Origin of the sequence: Stenotrophomonas sp. LGBM10 (assembly GCF_046736075.1) — a bacterium.
In the GTDB taxonomy this organism is placed as follows: Bacteria; Pseudomonadota; Gammaproteobacteria; order Xanthomonadales; family Xanthomonadaceae; genus Stenotrophomonas.
In genome coordinates, this window is the sequence record NZ_CP177163.1 from 2,003,881 (window position 1) to 2,028,607 (window position 24,727).

A 24,727-nucleotide genomic window follows, 5' to 3' on the forward strand; every position below is an offset into this window, starting at 1 on the left:
CGATCGCCCGCCCGGCCGGGCCAGGCAGCGCCCGGCCCGGCAACCGGGTACGCTACGGATCTTCCCAGCCGCCCATGCCTATCACGATCATGGCCCGTCCCGACCTGCACGACCGTATCCAGGCCCAGCGCAAACTCCGCGACGCCCAGGGGCGCATCCGCGTGCGCCGCACGGTGACCCGACGCGACGGCGTGCGGCTGGAGATCGATGGCCAATGGCTTACCGGCTTCTGCAGCAACGACTATCTGGGCCTGTCCCAGCAGTTCGGCGTGGTCAGCGCGCTGCAGGATGCTGCCGCGCGCGAGGGCGCCGGCGCCACCGCCTCGCACCTGGTCTGTGGCCACCATGCACTGCATGACGCGCTCGAACGCGAGATGGCCGAGTGGCTGGGCTACCCGCGCGCGCTGCTGTTCGGCAGCGGTTTCGCCGCCAACCTGGCCGTGCAGCAGGCGCTGCTCGGCGAAGAGGACGACGTCTGCGTGCAGGACCGGCTGAACCACGCCAGCCTGCTCGATGCCACGCGCCTGGCCGGCTGCCGGCTGCGCCGCTACCCGCATCTGGATGCCGAAGGCGCGATGCGCCAGCTCAAGCATGCGCCGGAAGGCGCGGCGATGCTGGCCACCGATGGCGTGTTCAGCATGGATGGCGATCTTGCCCCGCTGCGCTCGCTGTCGCTGGTGGCGCGGATGCAGGGTGCGCTGCTGTACGTGGACGACGCCCACGGCGTGGGCGTGATCGGCGCGCACGGTCGCGGCTGTGTGGCCGAGGCCGGCCTGGGTGTGGAGGATGTGCCGCTGCAGTTGGCAACATTCGGCAAGGCGCTGGGCGGCAGCGGCGCGGTCGTGCTGGGCGACGAGGCGATGATCCAGCATCTGGCCGAAACCGCGCGCCCCTACATCTACACCACGGCCGTACCGCCGGCGCAGGCCGCCGCCACGCTGGCCGCCGTGAAGCTGGCCCGGCGCGATGACTGGCGCCGCGAGAAGCTGGCCGAGCTGGTCGGCGTGTTCCGTGCCGGCGCACGCCAGCACGGGCTGGAACTGATGGCGTCCGATACACCGATCCAGCCGCTGCTGTGCGGTGCCGAGGCGACGGTGATGGCGATGTCGGCCGCGCTGGAGACCTCCGGCTTCCTGGTCACCGCGATCCGCCCGCCGACCGTGCCCGAAGGCAAGGCGCGGCTGCGCGTCACGCTGTCGGCCCTGCATACCCCGGCACAGGTGCGCGCGCTGATCGATGCCATCGCCCACGCACGCGACAGCGTTCTGCACCAGCAGGCCCTGTCGGCATGAGGCAGGGGCGGTAGGCATGCAGATCGAGGTGGTGGGACAGGGACCGGCGCTGGTGCTGATCCACGGCTGGGCGCTGCACGGCGGCGTGTTCGCGCCGCTGGTCGAGCGGCTCGCCGGCCGGTTCCAGCTGCACCTGGTCGATCTGCCCGGCCACGGTGCCAGCCGCGACGATCCCACCCCGCTGCGGCTGCCCTACGTGGTCAATGCGATCGCCGCGGCCACGCCGCCGGCGGTGTGGTGTGGCTGGTCGCTGGGCGGCCTGTTCGCGCTGCACGCGGCGGCCACGCTGCCGCAGGTGCGCGCCCTGGCCATGATCGCCGCGACGCCGCGCTTCGTGCGCGCGCCAGACTGGCCCGATGCGGTCGAGGCGAGCGTGTTCGACCAGTTCGGCCAAGACCTGGCGCGCGATTATCGCGGCACCCTGGAGCGCTTCCTGGCCCTGGATGCGATGGGCTCCGAACACGCCCGGCAGGAACTGCGCACCCTGCGCGAGATGCTGGTTTCGCGCGGCGAACCGGCCCCGCGTGCCCTGCATGAAGGCCTGCGCCTGCTGGATGCCAGCGACCTGCGCGGCGCCCTGCCAACCGTGAACAAGCCCAGCCTGTGGCTGGCCGGTGAGCGCGACCGGCTGGTGTCGCCGCGCACGATGCAGGCCGCCGCCGCACTGACGCCAGGGGCGGTGATGCACATCATCGCCCACGGCGGTCATGCCCCGTTCCTGGGCCATGCCGACGCGGTGGCCCAGCACCTGCAACACTTCGTTTCCGGCCTGGGCTGAGCCGTCACCGCCGCGCATCGCCGAAAATGCCTTCCCGCCCTTTCCCGCGAGACTGACGATGGATCTTGGAATAGCCGGCCGCTGGGCCCTGGTCTGCGCCGCCAGCAAAGGCCTCGGGCTGGGCTGCGCGCGTGCCCTGGTCCGCGAGGGCGTCAACGTGGTGATCGCCGCCCGTGGCGAGGCGGCGCTCGAACGGGCGCGCCTGGAACTGCTGGCCCTGCCCGGTGCCCGCCAGGTGGTGGCCGTGGTTGCCGACATCACCACGCCGGAGGGTCGCCAGGCCGCGTTGGCGGCCTGCCCGCAGGTGGACATTCTGGTCAACAACGCCGGTGGCCCGCCGGCCGGCGATTTCCGCCAGTTCACCCGCGAGGACTGGCTGGCCGCGCTGGATGCCAACATGCTGGCCCCCATCGAACTGATCCGCCTGACCGTGGATGGCATGATCGAGCGCGGCTTCGGGCGCATCGTCAACATCACCTCGTCCTCGGTGAAGGCGCCCATCGACGTGCTGGGCCTGTCCAACGGCGCCCGCTCGGGGCTGACCGGTTTCGTGGCCGGCATCGCGCGCCGCACCGTCGCCCACGGCGTTACGATCAACAACCTGCTGCCGGGTCAGTTCGACACCGATCGCCTGCGCGGCAACTTCGCCTACCTGGCGCAGCAGCAGGGCATCGATGCCGGCCAGCTCGCCGAACGCAAGCGCACGCATATTCCGGCCGGCCGCTTCGGCAGCGCCGACGAGTTCGGCGCGACCTGCGCCTTCCTGTGCAGCGCGCATGCCGGCTACATCACCGGGCAGAACCTGCTCATCGATGGCGGCGCCTACCCCGGCACCTTCTGACTTTCGTCCCACCCCCGTTTACGCAGTGAGCCTTCCATGACGTCCAGTTTCGATCCGCATCACGTCCGTCGCGCGTTCTCGCGTGCCGCCAGCCGCTACGACGCCGCGGCGGCGTTGCAGCGCGAGGTGGCCAAGCGCCTGCTGGAATCGCTGGATTACCTGGGCGAGCGCCAGCCGCAGGTGGTGCTGGACATCGGCAGCGGTACCGGCCACGCCAGTGCGACGATGAAGAAGCGCTGGCCCAAGGCGCAGGTGATCGCCCTGGACCTGGCCGAGCCGATGCTGCGCGAAGCGAAGAAGCAGGCCGGCTGGTGGAAGCCGTTCGCGCGCGTATGCGCCGATGCGCAGGCCCTGCCGTTGCAGGACCAGAGCGTGGACCTGATCTACAGCAACCTGTGCCTGCAATGGGTGGATGACCTGCCGGCGGTGTTCGCCGGGTTCCGCCGCGTGCTCAAGCCCGGTGGCCTGCTGGTGTGCTCCACGTTCGGCCCGGAAACCCTGATCGAACTCCGCGACGCGTTCGCGCAGGCCGACGCAGTGCCGCATGTCAGCCGGTTCGCGCCGATCGCCCAGTTCGGCGACGCGCTGATGATGGCCGGCTTCCGCGACCCGGTGCTCGACCGCGATCTGTTCACCCTGACCTACGACGACCTGCCGGCGCTGATGCGCGAACTGCAGGCGATCGGCGCCACCAACGCGCGCCACGACCGCCGCCATACCCTGACCGGACGTGGCCGCTTCGACGCCGCACGCGCCGCCTATGAGCCGCTGCGGCGCGAGGACGGCAAGCTGCCGAGCAGCTGGGAAGTGATCTACGCCCATGCCTGGGCACCGGACCCGGGCGCACCGATCCGCGAGCGCGGCCACGACATCGCCAGCGTCCCGGTGTCGGCGATCCCGATCCGCCGCAAGCACAGCTGAGCGTAGGGTTGGGCCAGCCGGCGCGGGCGCACATTGCGGACGGCCCGACCGGCGCGGGTGCGCGTTGCGGTCGGCCCCACCGGCATGGGTGTGCATTGCGGACGGTCCCACCGGCGCGCGTTACTGTCGCGGCAAACAGGTAGAGCCGACCGTTGGTCGGCTATCGCGCGAACGCGCGCGCTTTTGCGGCGCCGGAACGAAGAGCAGCCGACCAACGGTCGGCTCTACCAGTGCGGGACGGCGCGTTACCGTCGGCCCACCGGCGCGGGTGCGCGTTACGGACGGCCGCACCGGCGCGGGCGCACGCTCCGCTCGGTCCCACCGGCGCGGGTGCGCGTCTCGGACGGCCCCACCGGCGCGCGTTGCGTTCGCGGTAAACAGGTAGAGCCGACCGTTGGTCGGCTATCGCGCGAACGCGCGCGCTTTTGCGGCGCCGGAACGGAGAGCAGCCGACCAACGGTCGGCTCTACCGGTGCGGGGGGCACGTTACCGCCGGCCCACCGGCACGGGTGCGCATTGCGGACGGCCCCACCGGCACGGGGGCACGTTACGGTCGGCCCACCGGCACGGGTGCGCGTTGCGGACGGCCCCACCGGCACGGGGGCACGTTACCGCCGGCCCACCGGCACGGGTGCGCATTGCGGTCGGCCCCACCGCCGCGGGTGCGCGTTACGACGGGAACAGGTCGCGGTGGAAGAAATAGATTTCCTGCGCCAGGAAACGCCAGCTGGTGTGGAAGCTGCGGAAGCGGGTGCTCGGCGTGGAGGACGCCAGCGCATCGATGCCCAGCTCCTGGCACAGCCGCAGCGCGCGCGCCATGTGCAGCGGATCGCTGACGATGATGACCCGGTGCAGCTTGCGCTGCTGCATCAGGCGCCGCGCTTCGATCAGGTTCTGGCGCGTGGTGCGCGAGGCGGTCTCGATCAGGATCGCCTCATCGGGTACCCCCTGCTTGAGCGCATAGCGGCGCGCCACCTGCGATTCGGAGAAGCGCGCGCCACTGCCACCGTAACCGCCGGTGAAAATCAGCAGCGGCGCATACCCCTTCTGGTACAGGTCCAGACCGTGGCGGATGCGCTCTTCGAACACCGGTGACGGCTTGGCGTCGTAGGCCGCCGCCCCCAGCACGATGATCGCGTCGGCCCGCGCGGCCTGGTCGCGCTCGCCGATCCAGACGATCCAGGCCGTCACCCCGAGCAGCCAGGCGACCAGCAGGATGCACAGGCGCCACAGCCAGCCCAGTACGCCCACCCGGCCACGCTTGCTCATGCCGCGCTCCACGGCAGGGCGTCCAGGTCGACATTGCCGCCGGACAGGATCACACCCACGCGTTGCCCGGCGAAGCGGTCCGGCGCGCCCAGGATCGCGGCCAGGGCGATCGCCGACGACGGTTCCACCACCTGCTTGAGCACCTGCCAGATCAGCCGCATCGCCGCCACGGTATCGGCGTCACGCACGGTGAGCACCGACGCCGCGGGCTGCAGCAGCGCGAAGTTGGGTTGCCCCAGCGTGCCACGCAGGCCATCGCAGAGCGTGTCCGGGGTGAAGTCCACCCGGCGTTCGCCGGCGGCCAGCGAGCGTGCGGTGTCGGCCGCGCCCTCGGGCTCGGCCAGCACCAGCCGCGCGGTGGGTGCCAGGGCCTGCATCGCCAACGCGGTGCCGGCCGCCAGGCCACCGCCGCCCACCGGCACCACGAGGGTGTCGAACGGGCCGTGCCCGTGCAGCAGTTCCAGCGCGGCGGTGCCCTGCCCCGCGATCACGCGGGCATCGGCATAGGGATGAACCAGGGTGCCGCCGGTTTCGGCCTGCACCTGGGCGCACATCGCTTCGCGCGCGGCGATGGATGCGTCGCAGCGCCACAGGGTGGCGCCGTGGCGGACGATGTTGGCCAGCTTGGCGGCCACCGCGCCCTCGGGCACCACCACATGGCAGGCGATCCCGCGGGTACGGGCCGCCAGCGCCAGCGCGGCACCGTGGTTGCCCGATGAATGGGTAACCACACCCCGTGCCGCCTGTGCGTCGTCCAGCGCCCACACCGCATTGCAGGCGCCGCGGAACTTGAAGGCGCCCCCCCGCTGCAGATGTTCGGCCTTGAACGCCAGCACGGCACCGCTCATCGCATCCAGCGTGCGCGACTGCAGCACCGGGGTCACACGGGCATGCGGGGCAATGCGCGCGGCGGCCGCCAGCACGTCCTCGACACAGGGCAAGGGTGAATCGCTCATGACGCAAGATTAACGTATGGCCCCGGTTGGCATCGCCTCCCCCGCGCATGCCAACATGGCGGCCATTCATCCGGATCGGGCGGGATTAAGGGCCGATTCAATGCCGCGGGCCGAAGCTGGCCTCATACCCTTGGGGGGACCCGATCATGAAGATGCGCCTGATCCTTGCCGGTGGCCTGATGTTGGCCCTGTCCGGCTGCGCGACCTACGACTACGTTGGCGGTGGCGCCGGCAGTGGTTACTACCACGGTGCGCCGTCGGTGGAGTACCGCTATCCGGCCGGCTACCCCTATGGCTACGGCAGCGGCTACTACGGTGGCGGCTACGGCTACTACGGCGGTGGTTACGGCGGTGGCTACGGCTATCCCGTGTACCGGCCGTACCCGAACTACCGCCCGCCGCACAATCATCGTCCGCCGCCGCGCCCGGGTGACGGCAATGGCCCGCGTCCGGACCGCCCGCCGCGCCCGGATCGTCCGCGTCCGGACAACAACGGCGGCTCGCCCTGGCGCAACATGGACTCGCTGGGCCGCCCGCCGCAGCAGCAGCGCCCGGCCCAGCAGCAGCGCCCGTCGATGCCGGCCCAGGCCCGCCCGGCGCAGGCCCCGCGTCCGGCCGGCCAAAGGATGAACGGTTCCCCGTGGCGAACGCTCAACAATGCGAACCAGCGCACAAATGAGCGGTGAGCTGACTTGATTTTCACGCCCGGGGCAGTTCAATCTAACCGGGTGGTGACGGCCGCCGTCGCAAAGTGACAAAAGCGACACAGAACGTCACATCAAGCTCTACGTCGATATCCGACAGGAACATCTGGATCCCCCCTGTTCCGGCCCTGTCGGATGTCGGCACCCAAAACGCAGAAGGCCCCGCTCACGCGGGGCCTTTTGTCGTCTGGGGGGTCGGCGCGGGGCCGCAGAGGGAAAAAACAGGGCCGGCAGTCCCCCGACTACCGGCCCCTTCGCTTCCCCAGCGTGCGCGTAGACCGGCCCCTGTTCCAATTCCGGTCTGTCGTGCCAATGGCGCGTGCCACGATGGGTGCTATTGGGTTATCTGCAGAATGCGTGCCAACTTGAGGGTTATTTTTCGACCCGTGCCCGATTGGCGCTAAAATCGCCACCCGTCCCCCCTCCCGGGGTGGATCCAGGCCCTCCGGCCCCGTCCCCCCGAGCCCCATCGCCATGTCCGATTCCTTCCATCATCACGACGTCATCGTCATCGGCGGCGGCCATGCCGGCACCGAGGCCGCGCTGGCGGCCGCGCGCAGCGGGGCCCGCACCCTGCTGCTGACCCACAACGTGGAAACCATCGGCGCGATGAGCTGCAACCCGGCCATCGGCGGCATCGGCAAGGGCCACCTGGTCAAGGAGATCGACGCCCTGGGCGGGGCGATGGCGCACGCCGCCGACCGCGCCGGCATCCAGTGGCGCACCCTCAACGCCTCCAAGGGCCCGGCCGTGCGCGCCACGCGCTGCCAGGCCGACCGCAACCTGTACCGCATGGCGGTGCGCGGGATGGTCGAAGCGCAGCCGAACCTGACCGTGTTCCAGGCGGCCGTGGACGACCTGGTGATCGAGGGCGACGCGGTTCGCGGCGCCATCACCCAGACCGGCCTGCGCTTCCATGCCAAGGCCGTGGTGCTGACCGCCGGCACCTTCCTGGCCGGCAAGATCCACGTCGGCCAGACCCAGTACGCGGCGGGCCGCATGGGCGATCCGCCGGCCACCACCCTGGCCGCGCGGCTGCGCGAGCGCCCGTTCGTGGTCGACCGGCTCAAGACCGGCACCCCGCCGCGCATCGACGGCCGCTCGCTGGACTACACGGTGATGGACGAGCAGCCCGGCGACGACCCGCGCCCGGTGATGTCCTTCCTTGGCGATGTGTCCGAGCACCCGGCCCAGGTCAGCTGCTGGATCACCCACACCAGCGAGCGTACCCACGAGATCATCCGCAGCGCGCTGCACCGCTCGCCGCTGTACAGCGGCCAGATCGAGGGCATCGGCCCGCGCTACTGCCCCTCCATCGAGGACAAGGTGGTGCGCTTCGCCGAGAAGGCCAGCCACCAGATCTTCGTCGAGCCCGAAGGGCTGGACGTGGTGGAGATCTATCCCAACGGCATCTCCACCTCGCTGCCGTTCGACGTACAGCTCGAGCTGGTGCGCAGCATCGCCGGCTTCGAGAACGCGCATATCACCCGGCCCGGCTACGCGATCGAATACGACTTCTTCGACCCGCGCGGCCTGAACAACACGCTGGAAACCAAGAGCGTGTCCGGCCTGTTCTTCGCCGGCCAGATCAACGGCACCACCGGTTACGAGGAGGCCGCCGCGCAGGGCCTGCTGGCCGGGCTCAATGCCGCACGCGCCTGCCGCGACGAAGCGGGCTGGTGCCCGCGTCGCGACGAAGCCTACCTGGGCGTGCTGGTGGATGATCTGATCACCCACGGCACCACCGAGCCGTACCGCATGTTCACCAGCCGCGCCGAGTACCGCCTGCAGCTGCGCGAAGACAACGCCGACGTGCGCCTGACCGGCATCGGCCGCGAACTGGGCGTGGTGGACGACCGCCGCTGGGCGGCGTTCCAGACCAAACAGGAGGCCGTGGCCCGCGAGTCGGCACGCCTGCGGGCGCTGTGGGCGACCCCGGGCAATGCACTGGGCCGCGAAGTTGAAGCCACGCTGGGCGTGGCGGTCAGCCGCGAAACCAACGTGCTCGACCTGATCAAGCGTCCCGAACTGGATTACGCCACCCTGATGCAGGTGCCCTCGCTCGGCCCGGCGGTGGACGACCCCAAGGTGGCCGAGCAGGTCGAGATCGGGGTGAAGTACGCCGGCTACCTGGACCGCCAGCGCGAGGAGATCGAGCGCCAGCAGCGCCACGAAAACACCGCGATCGCCAGCGATTTCGACTATGCCGGCGTGCGCGGGCTGTCGGCCGAGGTGCAGCAGAAACTCGAACGCGTGCGCCCGCAGACCATCGGCCAGGCCCAGCGCATCCCCGGCATGACCCCGGCGGCGATCTCGCTGCTGCTGGTGCACCTGGAGCGCGCACGCCGCAGCCGCGTGGCGTGACGCGCCACCGGCGTGCACACGCCGGGAGCGGAAAGGCCACGCGGTATCATGCCGATGCACCCACCGTGGCGTGCGATTGCCTGGAGACCACGTGAGCCCGATCCGCCCCTTCCTCGACAAACTGCCGGTGCTCGGCGAGCGCTGCTATATCGACCCGGCCTGCACTCTGATCGGCGATGTGGTGCTGGGCGATGACGTCTCGGTGTGGCCGGGCACGGTGATCCGGGGCGACGTCAACTACGTGCGCATCGGCGCGCGCAGCAACATCCAGGACGGCACCATCATCCATGTGAGCCACCACAGCCCGTTCAACATGGGGGGCTATCCCACCCTGATCGGCGAAGGCGTCACGGTGGGCCACGGCACCATCATCCATGCCTGCACCATCGGCGATTACAGCCTGATCGGCATGGGCGCGTGCATTCTCGACGGCGCCGAAGTGAAGACCCACGGCTTCCTGGGTGCCGGTGCGGTGCTCGGGCCGGGCAAGGTGGTTGGCGAGGGCGAGCTGTGGCTCGGCAATCCGGCACGGTTGGCGCGCCCGCTGCGCGACAAGGAGATCGAGGCGCTGCACTACTCGGCCGACCACTACGTGCGGTTGAAGGACCAGTACCTGGCCTGATCGCGACGCGCGCTGTCGGCGGGCGTTCGCCGTTCCGGCCATCGCTGGGCATCGGCGGTCGCGCACGGTAAAGTCCTCAGCCGACCAGGACGCAGTCGAGAACCGCATGCCCGTGCAGGCAGCCGACCGGAGAGGATTCCGGCATTCCGCCTTCCACCACTGTCGAGCCATGCCCCGCCGGTGCGCGCGCCGATGAGCGTGCCGATGCTGGACACCTACCGTGAAGTGATCACCCCCGAAGGTGTGCCACTGCACCTGCCGGCCGCCGGCCCATTGCCGCGCGCGCTGGCCTGGGCGATCGACTTCGCCATCCGCCTCGGCGCGCTGTCGGCGATGAGCGTTCCGCTGGCCTTCCTTGGCGACTTCGGCCAGGGCCTGTACCTCGGGCTGTTGTTTCTGATGTTCTGGGCCTACACCATCGTGCAGGAAGCACTGTGGGGCCAGACCATCGGCAAGCGCGCGATGGGCCTGCGCGTAGTCGCGCAGGACGGCGCACCGGTGGGCTGGATGGCCGCCATCACCCGCAACCTGCTGCGCACCGTGGACATGCTGCCGTTCGGCTACGCGCTGGGCCTGCTGTCTTGCCTGTTCGACGCGCACGGCCGGCGGCTGGGCGACATGGTGGCGCGTACCGTGGTGATTCACGTCAGCACGCCCCCGGATGGCGGCACCCTGGCCATCGACAGCGTGCTGCCGCCGCCGCAGCCGCTGCAGCCGGCGGAACAGGCCGCATTGATCGCGTTCGCCGAACGCGCACCGCGCCTGCCCGGCCCGCGCCAGCAGGAACTGGCCGGACTGCTGGCGCCGTTGAGCGGCGGCCACGGCCAGGTGGGCGTGCTGCGCCTGTATGCGATGGCCAACTGGCTGCTGGGGCGCCGATGAAGCAGGAACAGTTCGTCGCCCGGTATCAGCCCGAATGGCAGGCGCTGGAGCGCTGGATGGCGATCCGCGGCCGCGATCCGCGTCGTGCGCGGCGTACCCCTGAACCGGCTGGCCTGGACGATGCGGACATGCCGCAGCGCTACCGCCGCCTGTGCCAGCAGTTGGCGCTGGCGCGCAGGCGCGGCTACAGCCCGCAGCTGGTGGCACGCCTGCAGTCGCTCATGCAGCAGGGCCACGGCGTGCTCTACCGCACGCCCGCACCGCGCTGGCGGCGCGCGGTGGAGTTCCTCTTCGCCGACTTCCCGCAGCTGGTGCGCAGCCAGGCCCGCGCGATGTGGGTGGCCACCGCCGTGTTCGTGATCCCGCTGGTGGGCACCTTCGTGGCGCTGCAATGGCATCCCGAGCTGATCCATCTGCTGCTGGGCAACGCCGAGATCGCCCGCATGGAGAGCATGTACGACCCGTCATCGCCCCACTTGGGACGCGACAGCGGTACCGACTGGATGATGTTCGGCTACTACATCATGAACAACATCAGCATCGGGCTGCGTACCTTCGCCAGTGGCCTGCTGGCGGGCGTGGGCACCCTGCTGGTGCTGATGTTCAACGGCCTGACCATCGGCGCGGTTGCCGGCCACCTGCAGCACATCGGCCACGGCGATCCCTTCTGGCGCTTTGTGGTCGGCCACGGCGCGTTCGAGCTCACCGCGATCGTGATCGCCGGTGGCGCCGGCCTGCAGCTGGGCATGAAACTGCTGGCGCCCGGCCGACGACGGCGCATCGACGCGCTGGTCGAGGGCGGCGTGATCGGCGCCCGGCTGTGCCTGGGCGTCGCCGCGATGCTGCTGGTGGCCGCCTTCATCGAGGCGTTCTGGTCGTCCATCGCCGCAGTGCCGGCCTGGGGCAAGTACAGCGTGGCCGCCGTGTTGTGGACGCTGGTGCTGCTGTGGCTGTGGCGCGGTGGACGCGGAGGTGCGCGTGCGGATTGACCAGCTCAATGTGGTCCTGCGCGCGCGCTCGGGCTGGGAGGCGATGGAGCTGGGCACGGCGTTGGTGCGCCGGCATGCCCTGGCGATCTGGAAACCCTGGCTGCTGCTGGCGCTGCCGGTGTTCGTGGTGCTCAATGCACTGGCCTGGTGGACCGATGCCTTCGCGTTGGCGTGGCTGGCGATGTGGTGGCTCAAACCGCTGTTCGAGCGCGTGGCGCTGTATGTGATCTCGCGCGGTGTGTTCGGCGATACGCCCGGCACCCTCGACACGCTGCGCGCACAGCGGCACTGGGGCTGGCAGGGCTTCTGGGGGTACCTGGGCTGGCGCCGGCCGAGCCCGATGCGCACGGTGATGCTGCCGGTCAACCTGCTCGAAGGCGCCGATCCGGTGCATCGCCGCGAGCGCCGCCGCGCGATCCTCAATGGCACGCTCGGCCACAGCCTGATGCTGACCCTGGTGGCAATGACGTTCGAGGCGGTGCTGGTGGTCGGCGCCATCGCCGGGGTGTTCATGCTGGTGCCGTTCGAACTGCTGCCCGATTCGTGGCGCGCGGCCTGGGCGATGGTGGGTGAGGACATGCCCGCCTGGGCCAGGCTGTGCGTCAACCTGCTGTGCTTCGCGGCCGCCACGCTGATCGGACCGTTCCATGTGGGCGCCGGCTTCGGGCTGTACCTCAACCGCCGCACGGAGATGGAAGCCTGGGATGTGGAGATCGCCTTCCGACGCCTGCGCGAGCGCCTGCGCCAGGCCGCGCCGCTGCTGATGCTGGCGCTGGTGCTGGCGTGGCCGGCCGGCGTGCTGCATGCCCAGCAGACAGTCCCCACCGACACGGTCGACGACAGCGCGGCCGAGATGGACGCAACCGGGGACGACACCGACGCACAGGCGGCGCAGGTCCGCGAGCGCATCCAGAAGCGCCGCGAGGGCGGGCGGACCCCGCCGCGCGACGCACCGTCGATCTTCGGCAACGAGCCGGTGGACACCGCCGGATTCCGCCAGGCGGTTGAGCGCGCCTACGAGGACCCGCTGCAGCATCCGACACGCACCATCACCGAATGGCAGCGCATTCCCGACGACGCCGCGGACAAGAAGAAGAAAAAGGAACTGGATGCCCACCCGACCGAACGCAGCGCACGGGCGAAAGCGGCGGCACAGTGGTCGGCGCAGATCGCAGAATGGGGTCTGTGGGTGTTCGTCGGCGTGCTGCTGGTGATCCTGCTGCTGACCGCACGACGTTGGCTGCCGTGGCTGCGCGGCAGTGGGCGGCGCCGGCGCGAGGAGGCCAAACCCGTCATCGAGGAGGCCATCACCCTGCCCGATGTGGTGCCGCCGGACGTGGCGACACGCGCGCGCGCACTGTGGCAGCAGGGGCGTCCGCGCCAGGCGCTGGCGCTGCTGTACCGGGCCAGCGTGGACAGCATGAGCGACCGTGCGCAGGTCAGCCTGCCGCCCGGCGCCACCGAAGCGCAGTGCCTGCGCGCGGCGCGGCGCATGCCGGACGAGAATGACCGCACGGCGTTCGCACGCATCGTGCGGGTCTGGCAGTACGCGGCGTATGCCGGCCGTCTGCCCGATGATGCCGAGTTCGATGCGCTGGCCGGCAGCCTGCGCGAGCAGTTCCGGTGGCAGGAATGAGTACACGCCTGCGCTGGCTGCTCGCGGTGGCCCTGCTGCTGGTCGTGGCGGTGCCGCTGACCATCCTGTTCCTGCGCACGCATGAACGCGTCACGCGCGTGGAGACGCTGCCGCCGCAGGGCGAAGCGCGCTACAACCCGCTGTACGTGCTCGGCCAGGCGCTGCGCGCCGACGGCGTGGAGGCGAGTGCGCGGCCGCGCCTGGACCTGGCTGCGATGGCGCTGCAGCCGCACGATACCGTGGTGCTGCTGCAGGACAGTGCCGTGCTGCCGCCGACCACGGCGCGCGCACTGCTGGACTGGGTCGAGCGCGGCGGTCACCTGATCGTGCGTACCCCGCCGATGCCGCCTGCCGAGCTTGACGGGAACGGACCGCTGCTGGAGATGCTGGGGGTGGACAGCACTACCCAGGGCAGCCAGTGTGCGCCGTTCGACGTGGCCGACAATCCCGGCCACATCGAGTTCTGCCGGGGCCGTCGTTTCGATGTGCAGCCGCCGGACGGCACCCGCATCACGCGTCAATGGGGCGATGACGCGCACGGCCAGGTGTTCGTGCGCCTCGGCCGTGCCGGGGGCACGGTGGACGTGCTGGCCGACCTGGATTTCATGCTCAACGCCGCGGCCATCGGCGGTGGCGGCTTCGATCCCACATCGGGTGTGGACGGCCTGCACGACAAGGCCCACCGCGATCTCACCCGCTACGTGCTTGCGCCCAACTACGGCAAGGGCACCGTCTGGCTGGTGTACGGCACGCGCCCGCCGTCGCTGTGGCAGCGCGTGTTCCATGACGGCTGGCCGGTGTGGGTGCCGTTGCTGCTGGCGCTGTTCGGCTGGCTGTGGCTGCGCGCGCAACGCATGGGCAGCCTGCTGCCCTCGCCCGCGGTGGAACGCCGCTCGCTGCTCGAACATGTCCGCGCCAGCGGCGAACACCTGCTTCGCTACGGCAAAGCGCCGCTGCTGTACGACGCCGTGCGGCAGGCCTTCCTCAACCGCCTGCGCCGCCGTGCACCCACCGCTGCCGCGCTGGGAGGCGATGCCCAGGTCCACGCCATCGCCACCCTGCTGCAGTGGTCACACGACCGCGTCCGCACCGCTCTGCAGCCGCCCGCTGCCCACGACGTCGCCGGCCTGCGCGACCGCATCCGCCTGCTGATCCAGATGAGAAACCTGCTATGACCGATCCCATCGCTTCCACGCCGCCGTCCCTCGATGCCTCACCTGCCACTGTGCCCGGCACGTCGCTGATCGACCGCGTCGACGCCGTGCGCGACGCGGTCGGCCGCGCGTTCATCGGCCAGTCCGATGTGCTCGACCAGATCCTGATCGCATTGCTGGCCGGTGGCCATGTGCTGATCGAAGGCGTGCCCGGCCTGGGCAAGACCCTGCTGGTGCGTGCGCTGGCCCAGGCGCTGGAGCTGGACTACGGCCGCGTGCAGTTCACCCCGGACCTGATGCCCAGCGACGTCAGCGGCCATGCGGTGTACGACCCGAAGACCGAGAGCTTCAAGATCCGCCGCGGCCCGGTGTTCACCAACCTGCTGCTGGCCGATGAAATCAACCGCGCGCCGGCCAAGACCCAGTCGGCCCTGCTGGAAGTGATGCAGGAAGGCCAGGTCACCATCGAGGGCAAGGCGTTCACGCTGTCGCCGCCGTTCCTGGCCCTGGCCACGCAGAACCCGGTGGAGCAGGAAGGCACCTATCCCCTGCCCGAGGCGCAGCTGGACCGTTTCCTGCTCAAGGTGATCATCGATTACCCGCAGCTGGAAGACGAAAAGCGCATGGTCGATGCGATCACCACCGGCCGCAGCGCCGGCGATTTCGATCTGTCGCGGGTACCGCGCGTGCTCGGCGCGGCCGATGTGGTGGAACTGCAGCGGGCCACCGCAGCGATCACCGTGGACCCCGAAGTGATCGACTATGCGGTGCGCATCGTTGCCGCCACGCGCCAGTGGCCGGGTATCGCGCTCGGCGCCGGCCCGCGCGGCAGCATCGCGCTGGTACGTGCCGCGCGCGCCCAGGCGGTGCTGTCCGGGCGCGATTTCGTCACCCCCGATGATGTCCGCGACATCGCCAAGCCCGCCCTGCGTCACCGCATCGCGCTGGCCCCCGAACTGCAGATCGAAGGGCAGTCCGCCGACGACGCGCTGGGCGCGCTGCTGGCCAAGGTGGAAGCGCCGCGCAAATGAGGCCGGCGCCGCCGCTGCTGGCACTGCTGTGCGGCTGGGGCCTGTGCGGGCTGCCGGTCGCGTTCGGGCTGTGGCCGGTGCGCGTCTGGTGGATGCTCGCCGCCGGCATCGCCGGGCTCGCGCTGATCGACCTGTTGCGCCTGTGGCGGCAGCCTTCGCCAAGCGTGCAGCGCGAGCTGCCTGAAGCGCTGGCGGTGAACGTGGACCGCAGCGTCACGCTGCGGCTGGAATCGAGCCTGCGCCAGCGCGTGGACGTATTCGACCTGGTCCCCGGTGCATGGGCCGTGCAGGGCCTGCCGCGCGCGTTGTCGCTCAAACCGATGGTGGCCAGCAGCGTGGACTACACGCTGACCCCGACCGCGCGTGGCCGCTTCATGTTCGACGGCGTGCACCTGCGCGTGCACGCGCCGTGGCGCCTGTGGCGGCAACGGCGCACCCTGCCGCCAACGCTGGCGGTGAGGGTTTACCCCAACTTCGTGCCATTGACCCGCTTCGCGCTGTTCAGCGCCGAACAGGCCTCGCGGCTCGTCGGGGCGCACCTGAAGCGCCGCCGTGGCGAAGGCACCGACTTCCACCAGATGCGCGAGTACCGCATCGGCGACAGCCTGCGGCAGATCGACTGGAAGGCGACCTCGCGCGCGCGCAAGCTGATCTCGCGCGAGTACCAGGACGAGAAGAACCAGCAGATGGTGCTGATGATCGACACCGGTCGCCGCATGATGGCCAGCGAAGGCGGCCTGTCGCACTTCGACCATGTGCTCAACGCGGCGCTGGTGGTGTCCTACCTGGCGCTGCGCCAGGGCGACGGCGTAGGGCTGTTCGCCAGTGGCGGCGACCAGCGCTGGGTGGCGCCGCAACGCGGCATGGGCGCGATCGATACCCTGCTGCGCGCCAGCCATGACCTGCAGGCACGCCCGGTGGCCACCGACTACCTGGCCGCGGCCACCGAGCTGAGCCTGCGCCAGCGCCGCCGCTCGCTGGTGATGCTGGTCACCAACGTGCGCGATGAAGACATCGAAGACCTGCTGGCAGCCGTGCGGCTGCTGCAGCGCCAGCACCTGGTGTGCGTGGCCAGCCTGCGCGAGCGGGAACTGGACGATGCGCTCGCCGAGCCGGTGGAGAGCATCGAGGACGCCACCCGGGCCGGCGCCATCGCGCGCTACCTGCAGCAGCGCAATGAAGCGCATGAAGCGCTGCGCAGTCATCGGGTGATGGTGCTGGATGTGACCGCGGATGCGCTGCCGGGCGCGCTGGTGGAGCGGTATCTGGCGGTCAAGCGCGACGGGTTGTTGTAAGGGGTGCCGAGCAACGGTTTCGGATCGGGAATTTGAATGACCCCGTAGCGCCGATAGTGATCCGCCACACAGCATGTCGGGTGGCCGTGGTCGAAGATCACGGCTACCCCGTTCCGGAACACGCCGCATGCGTGCGCAGCCAGCGCTTTGCCTTTTTCTGCTCCTCCTGCCCGCCACGCTCGGCAGCGCTGCCGCCCAGACCGCGCCACCGGTCATCGTCCCGCAGGAGCTCCTCCAGACCGGCCACGCCTGGGACGGGTCGTTCTGGGCGTACCCCGCGACACCGCCGCAGATTACCCTGCAGCGTCTGCGTATTCCGCCCGACACCACCCTGGGCTGGCACCGGCATCCGATGCTCAACGTCGCCTATGTGGAGCGCGGTGCAATCACCGTCGAACGCCGTCACGACGGGGGGCGGCGCCACTTCATCGCCGGTAGCGCCATCCCCGAAATGATGAACGTCCCCCATCGCGGTCACACCGGTGCGGATGGGGCTGATCTGCTGATCTTCTACGCGGGAACGCCGGGAATGCCGCTGTCCATTCCCGTGCCGTGAGGCGTACCCACCCAACAGGCCCCGGTAGTACCTACCGGATGGCGTTGGCCCTGGCGATCAGGCGCGCGGTGGCTTTCTGCAACAGCACACGGTTGCGCGCCAGCTTCATCCAGTGCGGCAGGCGCGAGAACATCGAGCCATTGGCGACACCGGCGCGCTCGCGCAGCATGGCGCCGGCATAGTCGTGCAACGCCTGCAGATGCGCCTGGTTGTAGGCCCAGAGCAGCCCGGCGCGGGTGCGCTCGACCAGCAGCAGCGGCATGCCGAAGTACGGATCATTGGATTCGGCATCGCGTACCGGCTGCACGGTCACGCTGACATCGCTGCTGCGCCCGCACTGGGGGCATGCAACGGGAAGTGTGTGCAGGGGCGGCGAAGCCACCGCGCGATGCGCCTGTGCGTGCAGCCATTGGTGCCCGCAGTAGCCGCACGGCCGCCGCCCGCTGTAGCACACCGGCCCTACCCAGGTACCAGCGCCACAGCGGCCGCAGCCGCAGGCGTTGCCTTCGTCGAGTACCAGACTGCAGGACAGGCAGCGGAAGCTGGCCGTCCTGGATGCCCTGACCACCCAGCCGGGTGCGGCGCACCGGTGGCAACGCACGGCGATGCGGTCCGCGTAGCGCCACAGGCCATGCCCGTCGTCCAGATGGCGCCCCGCCACTGGCCCGGGGCGCAGGCTGCGGTTGCGCGCCATCGCCATCAGACGAAGATGCGGGTCGGTGCTTCGTCGATGATCGCGTGCGGCACGAAGCGGGCGCTGTCGCGGGTGATGCGGCTGTTGTCTTCGCGGATGCCCATGCCACAGGCCTGGTCGCCCACGATCCAGCTGCCGACCAGCGGGTAGCCGCCATCGAACGCAGTGAGCGGATGGGCGGCCTGGCGGATCGCCGGGCCGGTGTACGGGCCTTCGCTTTCCTGCCAGCTGCCATCGGCCAGATGCATGGCCACATTGGCGCCTTCACGCGAGAACAGCGGCTTGCGCACCCAGCCGGCCGGCAGCGCGCTGCCGTCGTCGAACTCGGCCGCCAGCAGGTTGGGATGGCCGCGATGGCGCTGCCACAGCAACGGCAGCACGCCCTTGTTGCTGAGGATCGCCTTCCACGCCGGTTCCAGCAGCTGCACGCCCGAGGCAGGCAGTGCCTGGCCGAACGATTCGGTCATCAGGTCTTCCAGCGGGTACAGCTTGAACAGGCTGCCGATCACGGTGTCGTCCAGCGCGGTGAAGCGGCCATCCTCGGACAGGCCGATGTCCTCGATCGCGATGGACTCGCCACGCAGCCCGGCCTGGGCGGCACAGTCGCGCAGGTAGGCCACGGTGCCCTGGTCTTCGACCGAGGCGCCCACGGCACTGAAGTACAGCGGCGGCGGCAGCTGTGCCGACAGCGCGGCGAAGCGCTCGACCAGCGCCTCGTGGATGGCATTGAACTGATCGGCGTGCGGCGGCAGACGGTTCTGGTTGCGCTGGTCTTCCAGCCATTGCCACTGGAAGAACGACGCCTCGAACAGCGAGGTCGGGGTGTCGTAATTGAGCTCGTAGAGCTTGGCCGGGCCGGTGCCGTCGTAGGCGAAGTCGAGCCGGCCGTACAGGTGCGGCTCGCGACGGCGCCAGCTGTCGGCGATCCAGTCGCGGAACGCCGGCGGGATCGCCAGCTGGTCCATCAACTGCTGGCTGCCCACCACCTCGTCAACCAGGTCCATCGCCATTGCATGCAGCTCGGCGCTGGGGTCTTCGATGTCCTGCTCGATCTGGCGCAGGGTGAACGCGTAGTACGCGCTCTCATCCCAGTACGGCAGGCCATCGATGGTGTGGAAGGCGAACCCCGACTCCTCGGCCCGGGCGCGCCATTGGCTGCGCTCGGCAATACGTACGCGCTGCATCGATCAGCCGCCGACGCTGCTGCGGTTGCTGCTGGTGCTGCCGAAGCCGCCACGGCTGGCGGTAACGGCACGGTTCGGGGTGGCGCTGACCGGGGCCAGGCCCGCCTTGCCGGCACCGATGCCGCTGGCGGTATTCAGCCCGCCGCTGCCGCCCGGGGCCGGACGCGCCCAGCCCTTGGCCTTGTCCTGGTAGGCCGGGGCCGCCGAGGGCTGCTGCGCCAGACCGGCGCCGCGGTTGCTGAGCATCTGCGACATGAAGAAGCCCATCATCATCGGGCCGATGAACGAGTGGCCGGTCGAGGTCTTCTGTTCCACGCACTGCTCGGCGTTGTACTCGGCCTCGCAGGCCTCGCGCGAGGCGTACTTCGGCGCGGCATCGGCCGACTGCTTCTGGGCCTCGGCGAACGCGGTACGGCAGCTCGACGGGTCGCCGGTGGCGTCGGCGCAGGCCTGCACCGAGGTGTACAGCCCTTCCTGCACCTGGACAGCCTCGTCCTTCTGGCAGGCAGTGAACAGCAGCGGCGCGGCGCTCATCAGCAGCAGCGCGGTGGTCCTGGAACGTTTCATGGCGTCATGCCCCCTCGTGCGGTTATCCGCCCCATGATGCCTGATCGCCGCGAACAACCGAAATCGGCAAAGCCGAAAAGATGAACGGCATTTCAGGATGCAGCCTATCGGAGCAGTCGCCTGCCGGCGGCGGGTGGTTGCAAACGCAACCGCAATTTTTGGGCAGAATCGAGGCGAAACGCGCCCCCACGGCCCGCCAGATCCTGCCAGCCACCATGCCTGAATACCGCTCCCGCACTTCCACCGCCGGCCGCAACATGGCCGGGGCCCGCGCCCTGTGGCGCGCCACCGGCATGACCGATGGCGACTTCCACAAGCCGATCATCGCCATCGCCAACTCGTTCACCCAGTTCGTGCCCGGCCACGTCCATCTGAAGGATCTCGGCCAGCTGGTGGCGCGCGAGATCGAGCAGGTGGGCGGCGTGGCCAAGGAGTTCAATACGATCGCGGTGGACGACGGCATCGCGATGGGCCACGACGGCATGCTGTATTCGCTGCCCAGCCGCGAGATCATCGCCGACTCGGTGGAGTACATGGTCAACGCGCACTGCGCCGATGCGCTGGTGTGCATCTCCAACTGCGACAAGATCACCCCCGGCATGCTGATGGCGGCGCTGCGCCTGGACATCCCGGTGGTGTTCGTGTCCGGCGGTCCGATGGAGGCCGGCAAGACGCGCCTGTCCGAGCACAAACTGGACCTGGTGGATGCGATGGTGATCGCGGCCGATGAAAGCGCCAGCGACGAGAAGGTCGCCGAATACGAGCGCAGCGCCTGCCCCACCTGCGGCTCGTGCTCGGGCATGTTCACCGCCAACTCGATGAACTGCCTGACCGAAGCGCTGGGCCTGTCGCTGCCGGGCAACGGCTCGACCCTGGCCACGCATGCCGACCGCGAGCAGCTGTTCCGCCGCGCCGGGCGCCTGATCGTGGAACTGTGCCACCGCTGGTACGGCGGCGAGGATGCCCGCGCGCTGCCGCGCGGCATCGCCACGCGTGCCGCGTTCGAGAACGCGATGACGCTGGACATCGCGATGGGCGGCTCGACCAACACCATCCTGCATCTGCTGGCCGCAGCGCAGGAGGCGGAGGTGGACTTCGACCTGCATGCCATCGACGAACTCTCGCGACGCGTGCCGCAGCTGTGCAAGGTGGCGCCGAACACGCCGAAATACCACATGGAGGACGTGCACCGCGCCGGCGGCGTGTTTGCCATTCTCGGCTCGCTGGCGCGCGGCGGCCTGCTGCATACCGACGTGCCGACGGTCCACAGCCGCACACTGGCCGAGGCGATCGCACGCTGGGACGTCGCCGTGAGCGGCGATGAGAAGGTGCACGACTTCTTCCGCGCCGGCCCCGCCGGCATCCCGACCCAAGTCGCGTTCAGCCAGGCCACGCGCTGGCCGACGCTGGACCTGGACCGCGCCGAAGGCTGTATCCGCGATGTCGCCAATGCCTACTCCGCCGAGGGTGGCCTGGCGGTGCTGCGCGGCAACCTTGCCGTGGATGGCTGCGTGGTGAAGACCGCCGGCGTGGATGAATCCATCCACGTGTTCGAAGGCAACGCGCGCGTGTTCGAAAGCCAGGACGACGCGGTGCGCGGCATCCTCGCCGACGAGGTGGTGGCCGGCGACGTGGTGGTGATCCGCTACGAAGGCCCGCGCGGTGGCCCGGGCATGCAGGAGATGCTGTACCCGACCAGCTACCTCAAGTCCAAGGGGCTGGGCAAACAGTGCGCGCTGCTGACCGATGGGCGCTTCTCCGGCGGCACCTCCGGGCTGTCGATCGGCCATGCCTCGCCCGAAGCCGCTGCGGGGGGCACGATCGGCCTGGTCCGCGAAGGCGACCGCATCCGCATCGACATTCCGGCACGGCGCATCGATCTGCTGGTGGATGACGCCACGCTGGCCGCACGCCGCGCCGAACAGGACACGCTCGGCTGGAAACCGCGCGAGGCGCGCCCGCGCAAGGTCACCGGCGCGCTCAAGGCGTATGCGCTGCTCGCCACCAGTGCCGACAAGGGCGCGGTGCGCAGCATCCGGTAGTGCCGGCCGCTGGCCGGCTCATGGACCATCCAGCATCCGGTAGTGCCGGCCGCTGGCCGGCTCATGGCGCAGCCCAGCATCCGGTAGTGCCGGCCGCTGGCCGGCTCATGGAGCATCCCATCATCCGGTAGTGCCGGCCGCTGGCCGGCTCATGGAGCATCCCAACATCCGGTAGTGCCGGCCGCTGGCCGGCTCATGGCGCATCCCAGCATCCGGTAGTGCCGGCCGCTGGCCGGCTCATGGACCATCCCAGCATGGCGAGGAGCCGGCCAGCGGCCGGCACTACGCGGTCCCCGTTACCCGATGACGCGTTTGAAGTACGCGGTCCCCGTTACCCGATGACGCGTTTGAAGTACGCTGTTCCCGTTAACCGATGACCCGCTTGAACGGCGGCAGCGAATCGATGATGCGCTTGCCGTAGCGGCGGGTCAGCAGCCGCGAGTCGAGGATGATCACGCGGCCGGTATCGGTCGAGGTACGGATCAGGCGGCCGGCGAACTGGGTCAATGTGCGCAACGCGTGCGGGATCGCGATCAGGTTGAAGGCGTTCAGGCCGCGGCTCTCGAACCACTCGCCGAGCGTGGAGGTCTGCGGGTCGGTGGGCACCGCGAACGGTACCTGGGTGATCACCACGGTGGTGCACGCCTCGCCGGGCAGATCCAGGCCTTCGCCGAACGAGTTCAGCCCGAACAACACCGAGCCCTCCCCGGCGGAGGTACGCCGCAGGTGCTCGTCGATCATTTTCTGCTTGGCCGTTTCGCCCTGCACCAGCACCCGCTTGCGCTCGGCGGCCGGCATCAGCTCGGCGACCTTTTCCATCTTCCAGCGCGAGGTGAACAGCACGATGCTGCCCTTGTCCCAGTCCAGCTCCTTGACCAGGTATTTGGCGACTTCCTTGGGGTGACCTACCTTGTCATCCGGGGTCACCGGGAACGCCGGCACGATCAGTTCTGCCTGGTTGGGCAGGTCGAATGGCGAGGCCAGCGAGACCATCTCCGCCTCGGCGGGAATGCCGTTGTCGATCGCCAGGGCCTGGAAGTCGCCGCCGCCGGTGAGCGTGGCCGAGGTCATCACCACCGAATCCACCTCGTCCCACAGCAGCTTGCGCAGCACGTTGGCCGCCGACACCGGCGAGCCGTGCAGGATCAGGTCGCCGTCGCGCGACAGCGTGACCCAGCGCGCGGTCGGCGGCTGGCCCTCCTTGTCCTCGCGGCGCCAGGCCGCCCACAGGTTGTGCTGCTGCTCGATCATTTCCAGCGCCATCCCGAGGGTGCGCTGCAGGCGCTCGCGCGCGGCATCCTCGGGCTTGCCCTTGGCCACCTGCGCATGCGCGGCATGGGCCCAGTTGAACAGCGCGCGCGTGTCGTCGGCGAGCGCCTCGATGTCGGCCATCCAGATATCCGGCAGGCGTCCGTTGGGTGCGCGCCACATCGGCTCCTGCGCCGACGGATCGGGATGCCAGCTGCGTCCGACCACGTCGCGGAAGGCCTTGAGCTGCTTGCTGACGCGCGCCGCCACCTCGATTGCTTCGTTGGGCAGCAGGTTGCCCAGCTTGTCCTTGTCCACGGCGCGGTAGGCCGCCGCGATCACGATCTGCAGCCGGCCGGTGCGCTTGGCCATCTCGTCCATCGCCAAGCTGGCCGCGCCCTGGTCGATGGCGACATTGCCGATGTGATGGCCTTCGTCGAGCACCAGCAGCATGTCGCCGGGCGGGGCGATCAGCGGCTGGCCGTTGTCGCTCTCGCCGATCGACAGCGCCGACAACAGCAGCGCGTGATTGGTGACCACGATCTGCGCCTCACGCACCGTGTTGCGCGAGCGCAGCACCGCGCACTGCGCCGAGTACGCGCACTTGCGCCCGGCGCATCCCGACGCCGGCGTGGTGATGCGCGAGCGCAGGGTGTTGCTGATCGTTTCCGGCGCGTTGTCCAGGTCACCGTTCCAGCGACCTTCGAGGAAGGCCTTGCTCAGCGACTGCGCCAGATCCATCTCGATCGGTGCCAGCGGGCGATCGAACAGCGGCTGCTCGTCCTCGAACATGCCTTCCTGCGCGCCGTCGCCATGCGCTTCGGCGGCGTTGCGGGTGCACAGGTAGCGGGTGCGTCCCTTGGCCAGCGCCACAGTGGCTTCAATGCCGGTGGCCTTGAGGAAATTGGGAATGTCGCGCTCGAACAGCTGCGACTGCAGCGCCACGGTGCCGGTGCTGATCACCAGCTTCTTCTTCGTGGCCAGTGCGATCGGCACGCCGGCGGTCAGGTAGCCCAGCGACTTGCCCACGCCGGTGGGCGCTTCGACCACGCCAACGCCGCCGCTCTGCGACAGCGCACGCGAGACCACGCCGATCATCTGGCTCTGCGAACGCCGGGTGCTGAAGCCGGGGGTATTGGCCTGCAGCTTGGCGTAGGCATCGCGGATGACGGTTTTGAGCTCGTCGTTCAGCGCGCGCGGGGCTTCAACTTTTTCGGTCACGCCGGGAGGGTCCTGCCTGAATCACGGCCGGTATTTTCTCATGCCCACGCCCCCGCCGTGGCCGGCATTGGTTCAGTTCCGCGACGCGGCGCACGCCGGCAGACCCGGCGGCGCCACGCGGGCGGGTTCAGCCGACCGTGCCGCGCTGGCGCAGCGCGCGGGTCATCGCCCAGACCACCAGCACCAGGCCGAATGCCTCGGCCAGCGACAGGCCGAAGTGGGCGACGCCCAGCCACAGGCTGAGCGACTGCAGGTTCTCGTACTGGTTCTGCTGTATCCACCACACCGGCAGCAGCGACACCACCATGCCGAGGATGCAGGTGGCCGCCAGGATGCCCAGCCCGGACAGCGCCGCGGTGCGGACCGCGCCGCGCGGGCTGTCCACCACCCACACCAGGGCCACGCCCAGCGCGATCAGGATCGGCAGGCGTACGCCCACCAGGCTCAGCATCGTCATCAACATCCCGGTATCCATGTCCGG

The 24,727-nt window shown here is 69.8% G+C and carries 22 protein-coding genes; 15 read left to right on the forward strand and 7 right to left on the reverse strand.

Going from position 1 to position 24,727, the window contains the following annotated elements:
- Positions 1 to 89: 89 nt before the first annotated feature.
- The 4 genes from bioF to bioC are packed head-to-tail and all read left to right on the forward strand — an operon-like array spanning position 90 to position 3,832.
- Positions 90 to 1,292: an 8-amino-7-oxononanoate synthase gene (bioF, locus tag ACLB90_RS08480; protein ID WP_411852728.1), complete on the forward strand. Its 1,203-nt coding sequence runs from the start codon at positions 90 to 92 to the stop codon at positions 1,290 to 1,292.
- Positions 1,293 to 1,308: 16 nt separating this feature from the next.
- Entirely contained in the window at positions 1,309 to 2,070 is a 762-nt protein-coding gene (gene bioH, locus ACLB90_RS08485; RefSeq protein WP_411852493.1) for a pimeloyl-ACP methyl ester esterase BioH, read from the forward strand.
- A gap of 58 nt (positions 2,071 to 2,128) precedes the next feature.
- Positions 2,129 to 2,911 carry an SDR family oxidoreductase gene (locus ACLB90_RS08490; protein WP_411852494.1) on the forward strand — a complete coding sequence of 261 codons (783 nt, stop codon included), beginning with the start codon at positions 2,129 to 2,131 and terminating at the stop codon, positions 2,909 to 2,911.
- 36 nt (positions 2,912 to 2,947) lie between these two features.
- Entirely contained in the window at positions 2,948 to 3,832 is an 885-nt protein-coding gene (bioC, locus tag ACLB90_RS08495) for a malonyl-ACP O-methyltransferase BioC (RefSeq protein WP_411852495.1), read from the forward strand.
- 669 nt (positions 3,833 to 4,501) lie between these two features.
- Here the strand turns inward: bioC and ACLB90_RS08500 are convergent.
- Together ACLB90_RS08500 and ACLB90_RS08505 are read right to left on the reverse strand one after the other, a co-directional pair.
- Positions 4,502 to 5,113, reverse strand: coding sequence for a YdcF family protein (locus ACLB90_RS08500; protein ID WP_411852496.1), 612 nt, complete (start codon positions 5,111 to 5,113; stop codon positions 4,502 to 4,504).
- Positions 5,098 to 6,057 carry a pyridoxal-phosphate dependent enzyme gene (locus tag ACLB90_RS08505; protein ID WP_411852497.1) on the reverse strand — a complete coding sequence of 320 codons (960 nt, stop codon included), beginning with the start codon at positions 6,055 to 6,057 and terminating at the stop codon, positions 5,098 to 5,100. The genes ACLB90_RS08500 and ACLB90_RS08505 overlap by 16 nt, the downstream gene beginning before the upstream one ends.
- Before the next feature lie 146 nt (positions 6,058 to 6,203).
- Between ACLB90_RS08505 and ACLB90_RS08510 the strand changes: the two genes are divergently transcribed.
- From ACLB90_RS08510 to ACLB90_RS08555, 10 genes are all read left to right on the forward strand, one after another.
- Complete coding sequence (locus ACLB90_RS08510; protein WP_411852498.1) at positions 6,204 to 6,743, forward strand: hypothetical protein; 540 nt, start codon at positions 6,204 to 6,206, stop codon at positions 6,741 to 6,743.
- A gap of 492 nt (positions 6,744 to 7,235) precedes the next feature.
- Positions 7,236 to 9,125, forward strand: a complete 1,890-nt coding sequence (gene mnmG / locus ACLB90_RS08515; protein ID WP_411852499.1) for a tRNA uridine-5-carboxymethylaminomethyl(34) synthesis enzyme MnmG — start codon at positions 7,236 to 7,238, stop codon at positions 9,123 to 9,125.
- A 91-nt stretch (positions 9,126 to 9,216) separates the two neighbouring features.
- Complete coding sequence (locus tag ACLB90_RS08520) at positions 9,217 to 9,747, forward strand: gamma carbonic anhydrase family protein (RefSeq protein ID WP_411852500.1); 531 nt, start codon at positions 9,217 to 9,219, stop codon at positions 9,745 to 9,747.
- Positions 9,748 to 9,939: 192 nt separating this feature from the next.
- Positions 9,940 to 10,629 carry an RDD family protein gene (locus ACLB90_RS08525; protein ID WP_411852501.1) on the forward strand — a complete coding sequence of 230 codons (690 nt, stop codon included), beginning with the start codon at positions 9,940 to 9,942 and terminating at the stop codon, positions 10,627 to 10,629.
- Positions 10,626 to 11,618, forward strand: a complete 993-nt coding sequence (locus ACLB90_RS08530; protein ID WP_411852502.1) for a stage II sporulation protein M — start codon at positions 10,626 to 10,628, stop codon at positions 11,616 to 11,618. The genes ACLB90_RS08525 and ACLB90_RS08530 overlap by 4 nt, the downstream gene beginning before the upstream one ends.
- Complete coding sequence (locus ACLB90_RS08535; protein WP_411852503.1) at positions 11,608 to 13,254, forward strand: DUF4129 domain-containing protein; 1,647 nt, start codon at positions 11,608 to 11,610, stop codon at positions 13,252 to 13,254. The genes ACLB90_RS08530 and ACLB90_RS08535 overlap by 11 nt, the downstream gene beginning before the upstream one ends.
- The gene (locus ACLB90_RS08540; RefSeq protein WP_411852504.1) at positions 13,251 to 14,429 is read left to right on the forward strand and encodes a DUF4350 domain-containing protein; all 1,179 of its coding nucleotides are present in this window, start codon (positions 13,251 to 13,253) and stop codon (positions 14,427 to 14,429) included. The genes ACLB90_RS08535 and ACLB90_RS08540 overlap by 4 nt, the downstream gene beginning before the upstream one ends.
- Positions 14,426 to 15,439: an AAA family ATPase gene (locus ACLB90_RS08545; RefSeq protein WP_411852505.1), complete on the forward strand. Its 1,014-nt coding sequence runs from the start codon at positions 14,426 to 14,428 to the stop codon at positions 15,437 to 15,439. Before ACLB90_RS08540 ends, ACLB90_RS08545 begins: the two co-directional genes overlap by 4 nt.
- Positions 15,436 to 16,734, forward strand: coding sequence for a DUF58 domain-containing protein (locus tag ACLB90_RS08550; RefSeq protein WP_411852506.1), 1,299 nt, complete (start codon positions 15,436 to 15,438; stop codon positions 16,732 to 16,734). The genes ACLB90_RS08545 and ACLB90_RS08550 overlap by 4 nt, the downstream gene beginning before the upstream one ends.
- Positions 16,735 to 16,861: 127 nt before the next feature.
- Entirely contained in the window at positions 16,862 to 17,290 is a 429-nt protein-coding gene (locus ACLB90_RS08555; protein WP_411852507.1) for a cupin domain-containing protein, read from the forward strand.
- Positions 17,291 to 17,321: 31 nt separating this feature from the next.
- Here ACLB90_RS08555 and ACLB90_RS08560 read toward each other — a convergent pair whose 3' ends face one another.
- From ACLB90_RS08560 to ACLB90_RS08570, 3 genes are read right to left on the reverse strand one after another with little or no spacing between them, the layout of a single operon-like run.
- Positions 17,322 to 17,990 carry a hypothetical protein gene (locus ACLB90_RS08560; RefSeq protein ID WP_411852508.1) on the reverse strand — a complete coding sequence of 223 codons (669 nt, stop codon included), beginning with the start codon at positions 17,988 to 17,990 and terminating at the stop codon, positions 17,322 to 17,324.
- A complete protein-coding gene (locus ACLB90_RS08565; protein WP_411852509.1) occupies positions 17,990 to 19,168 on the reverse strand; it encodes a glutathionylspermidine synthase family protein in 1,179 nt (392 codons plus the stop codon). Before ACLB90_RS08565 ends, ACLB90_RS08560 begins: the two co-directional genes overlap by 1 nt.
- Positions 19,169 to 19,171: 3 nt before the next feature.
- The gene (locus ACLB90_RS08570) at positions 19,172 to 19,735 is read right to left on the reverse strand and encodes a DUF1190 domain-containing protein (RefSeq protein ID WP_411852510.1); all 564 of its coding nucleotides are present in this window, start codon (positions 19,733 to 19,735) and stop codon (positions 19,172 to 19,174) included.
- 215 nt (positions 19,736 to 19,950) lie between these two features.
- On the opposite strand from ACLB90_RS08570, the gene ilvD reads away from it, so the two are divergent.
- The gene (ilvD, locus tag ACLB90_RS08575; RefSeq protein ID WP_411852511.1) at positions 19,951 to 21,777 is read left to right on the forward strand and encodes a dihydroxy-acid dehydratase; all 1,827 of its coding nucleotides are present in this window, start codon (positions 19,951 to 19,953) and stop codon (positions 21,775 to 21,777) included.
- Positions 21,778 to 22,143: 366 nt separating this feature from the next.
- On the opposite strand, the gene dinG is transcribed toward ilvD, so the two are convergent.
- On the reverse strand, positions 22,144 to 24,246 hold the full coding sequence (gene dinG / locus ACLB90_RS08580; RefSeq protein ID WP_411852512.1) for an ATP-dependent DNA helicase DinG: 2,103 nt from the start codon (positions 24,244 to 24,246) through the stop codon (positions 22,144 to 22,146).
- Between the two features lie 127 nt (positions 24,247 to 24,373).
- Positions 24,374 to 24,721, reverse strand: coding sequence for a hypothetical protein (locus tag ACLB90_RS08585; RefSeq protein WP_411852513.1), 348 nt, complete (start codon positions 24,719 to 24,721; stop codon positions 24,374 to 24,376).
- Positions 24,722 to 24,727 lie beyond the last annotated feature (6 nt).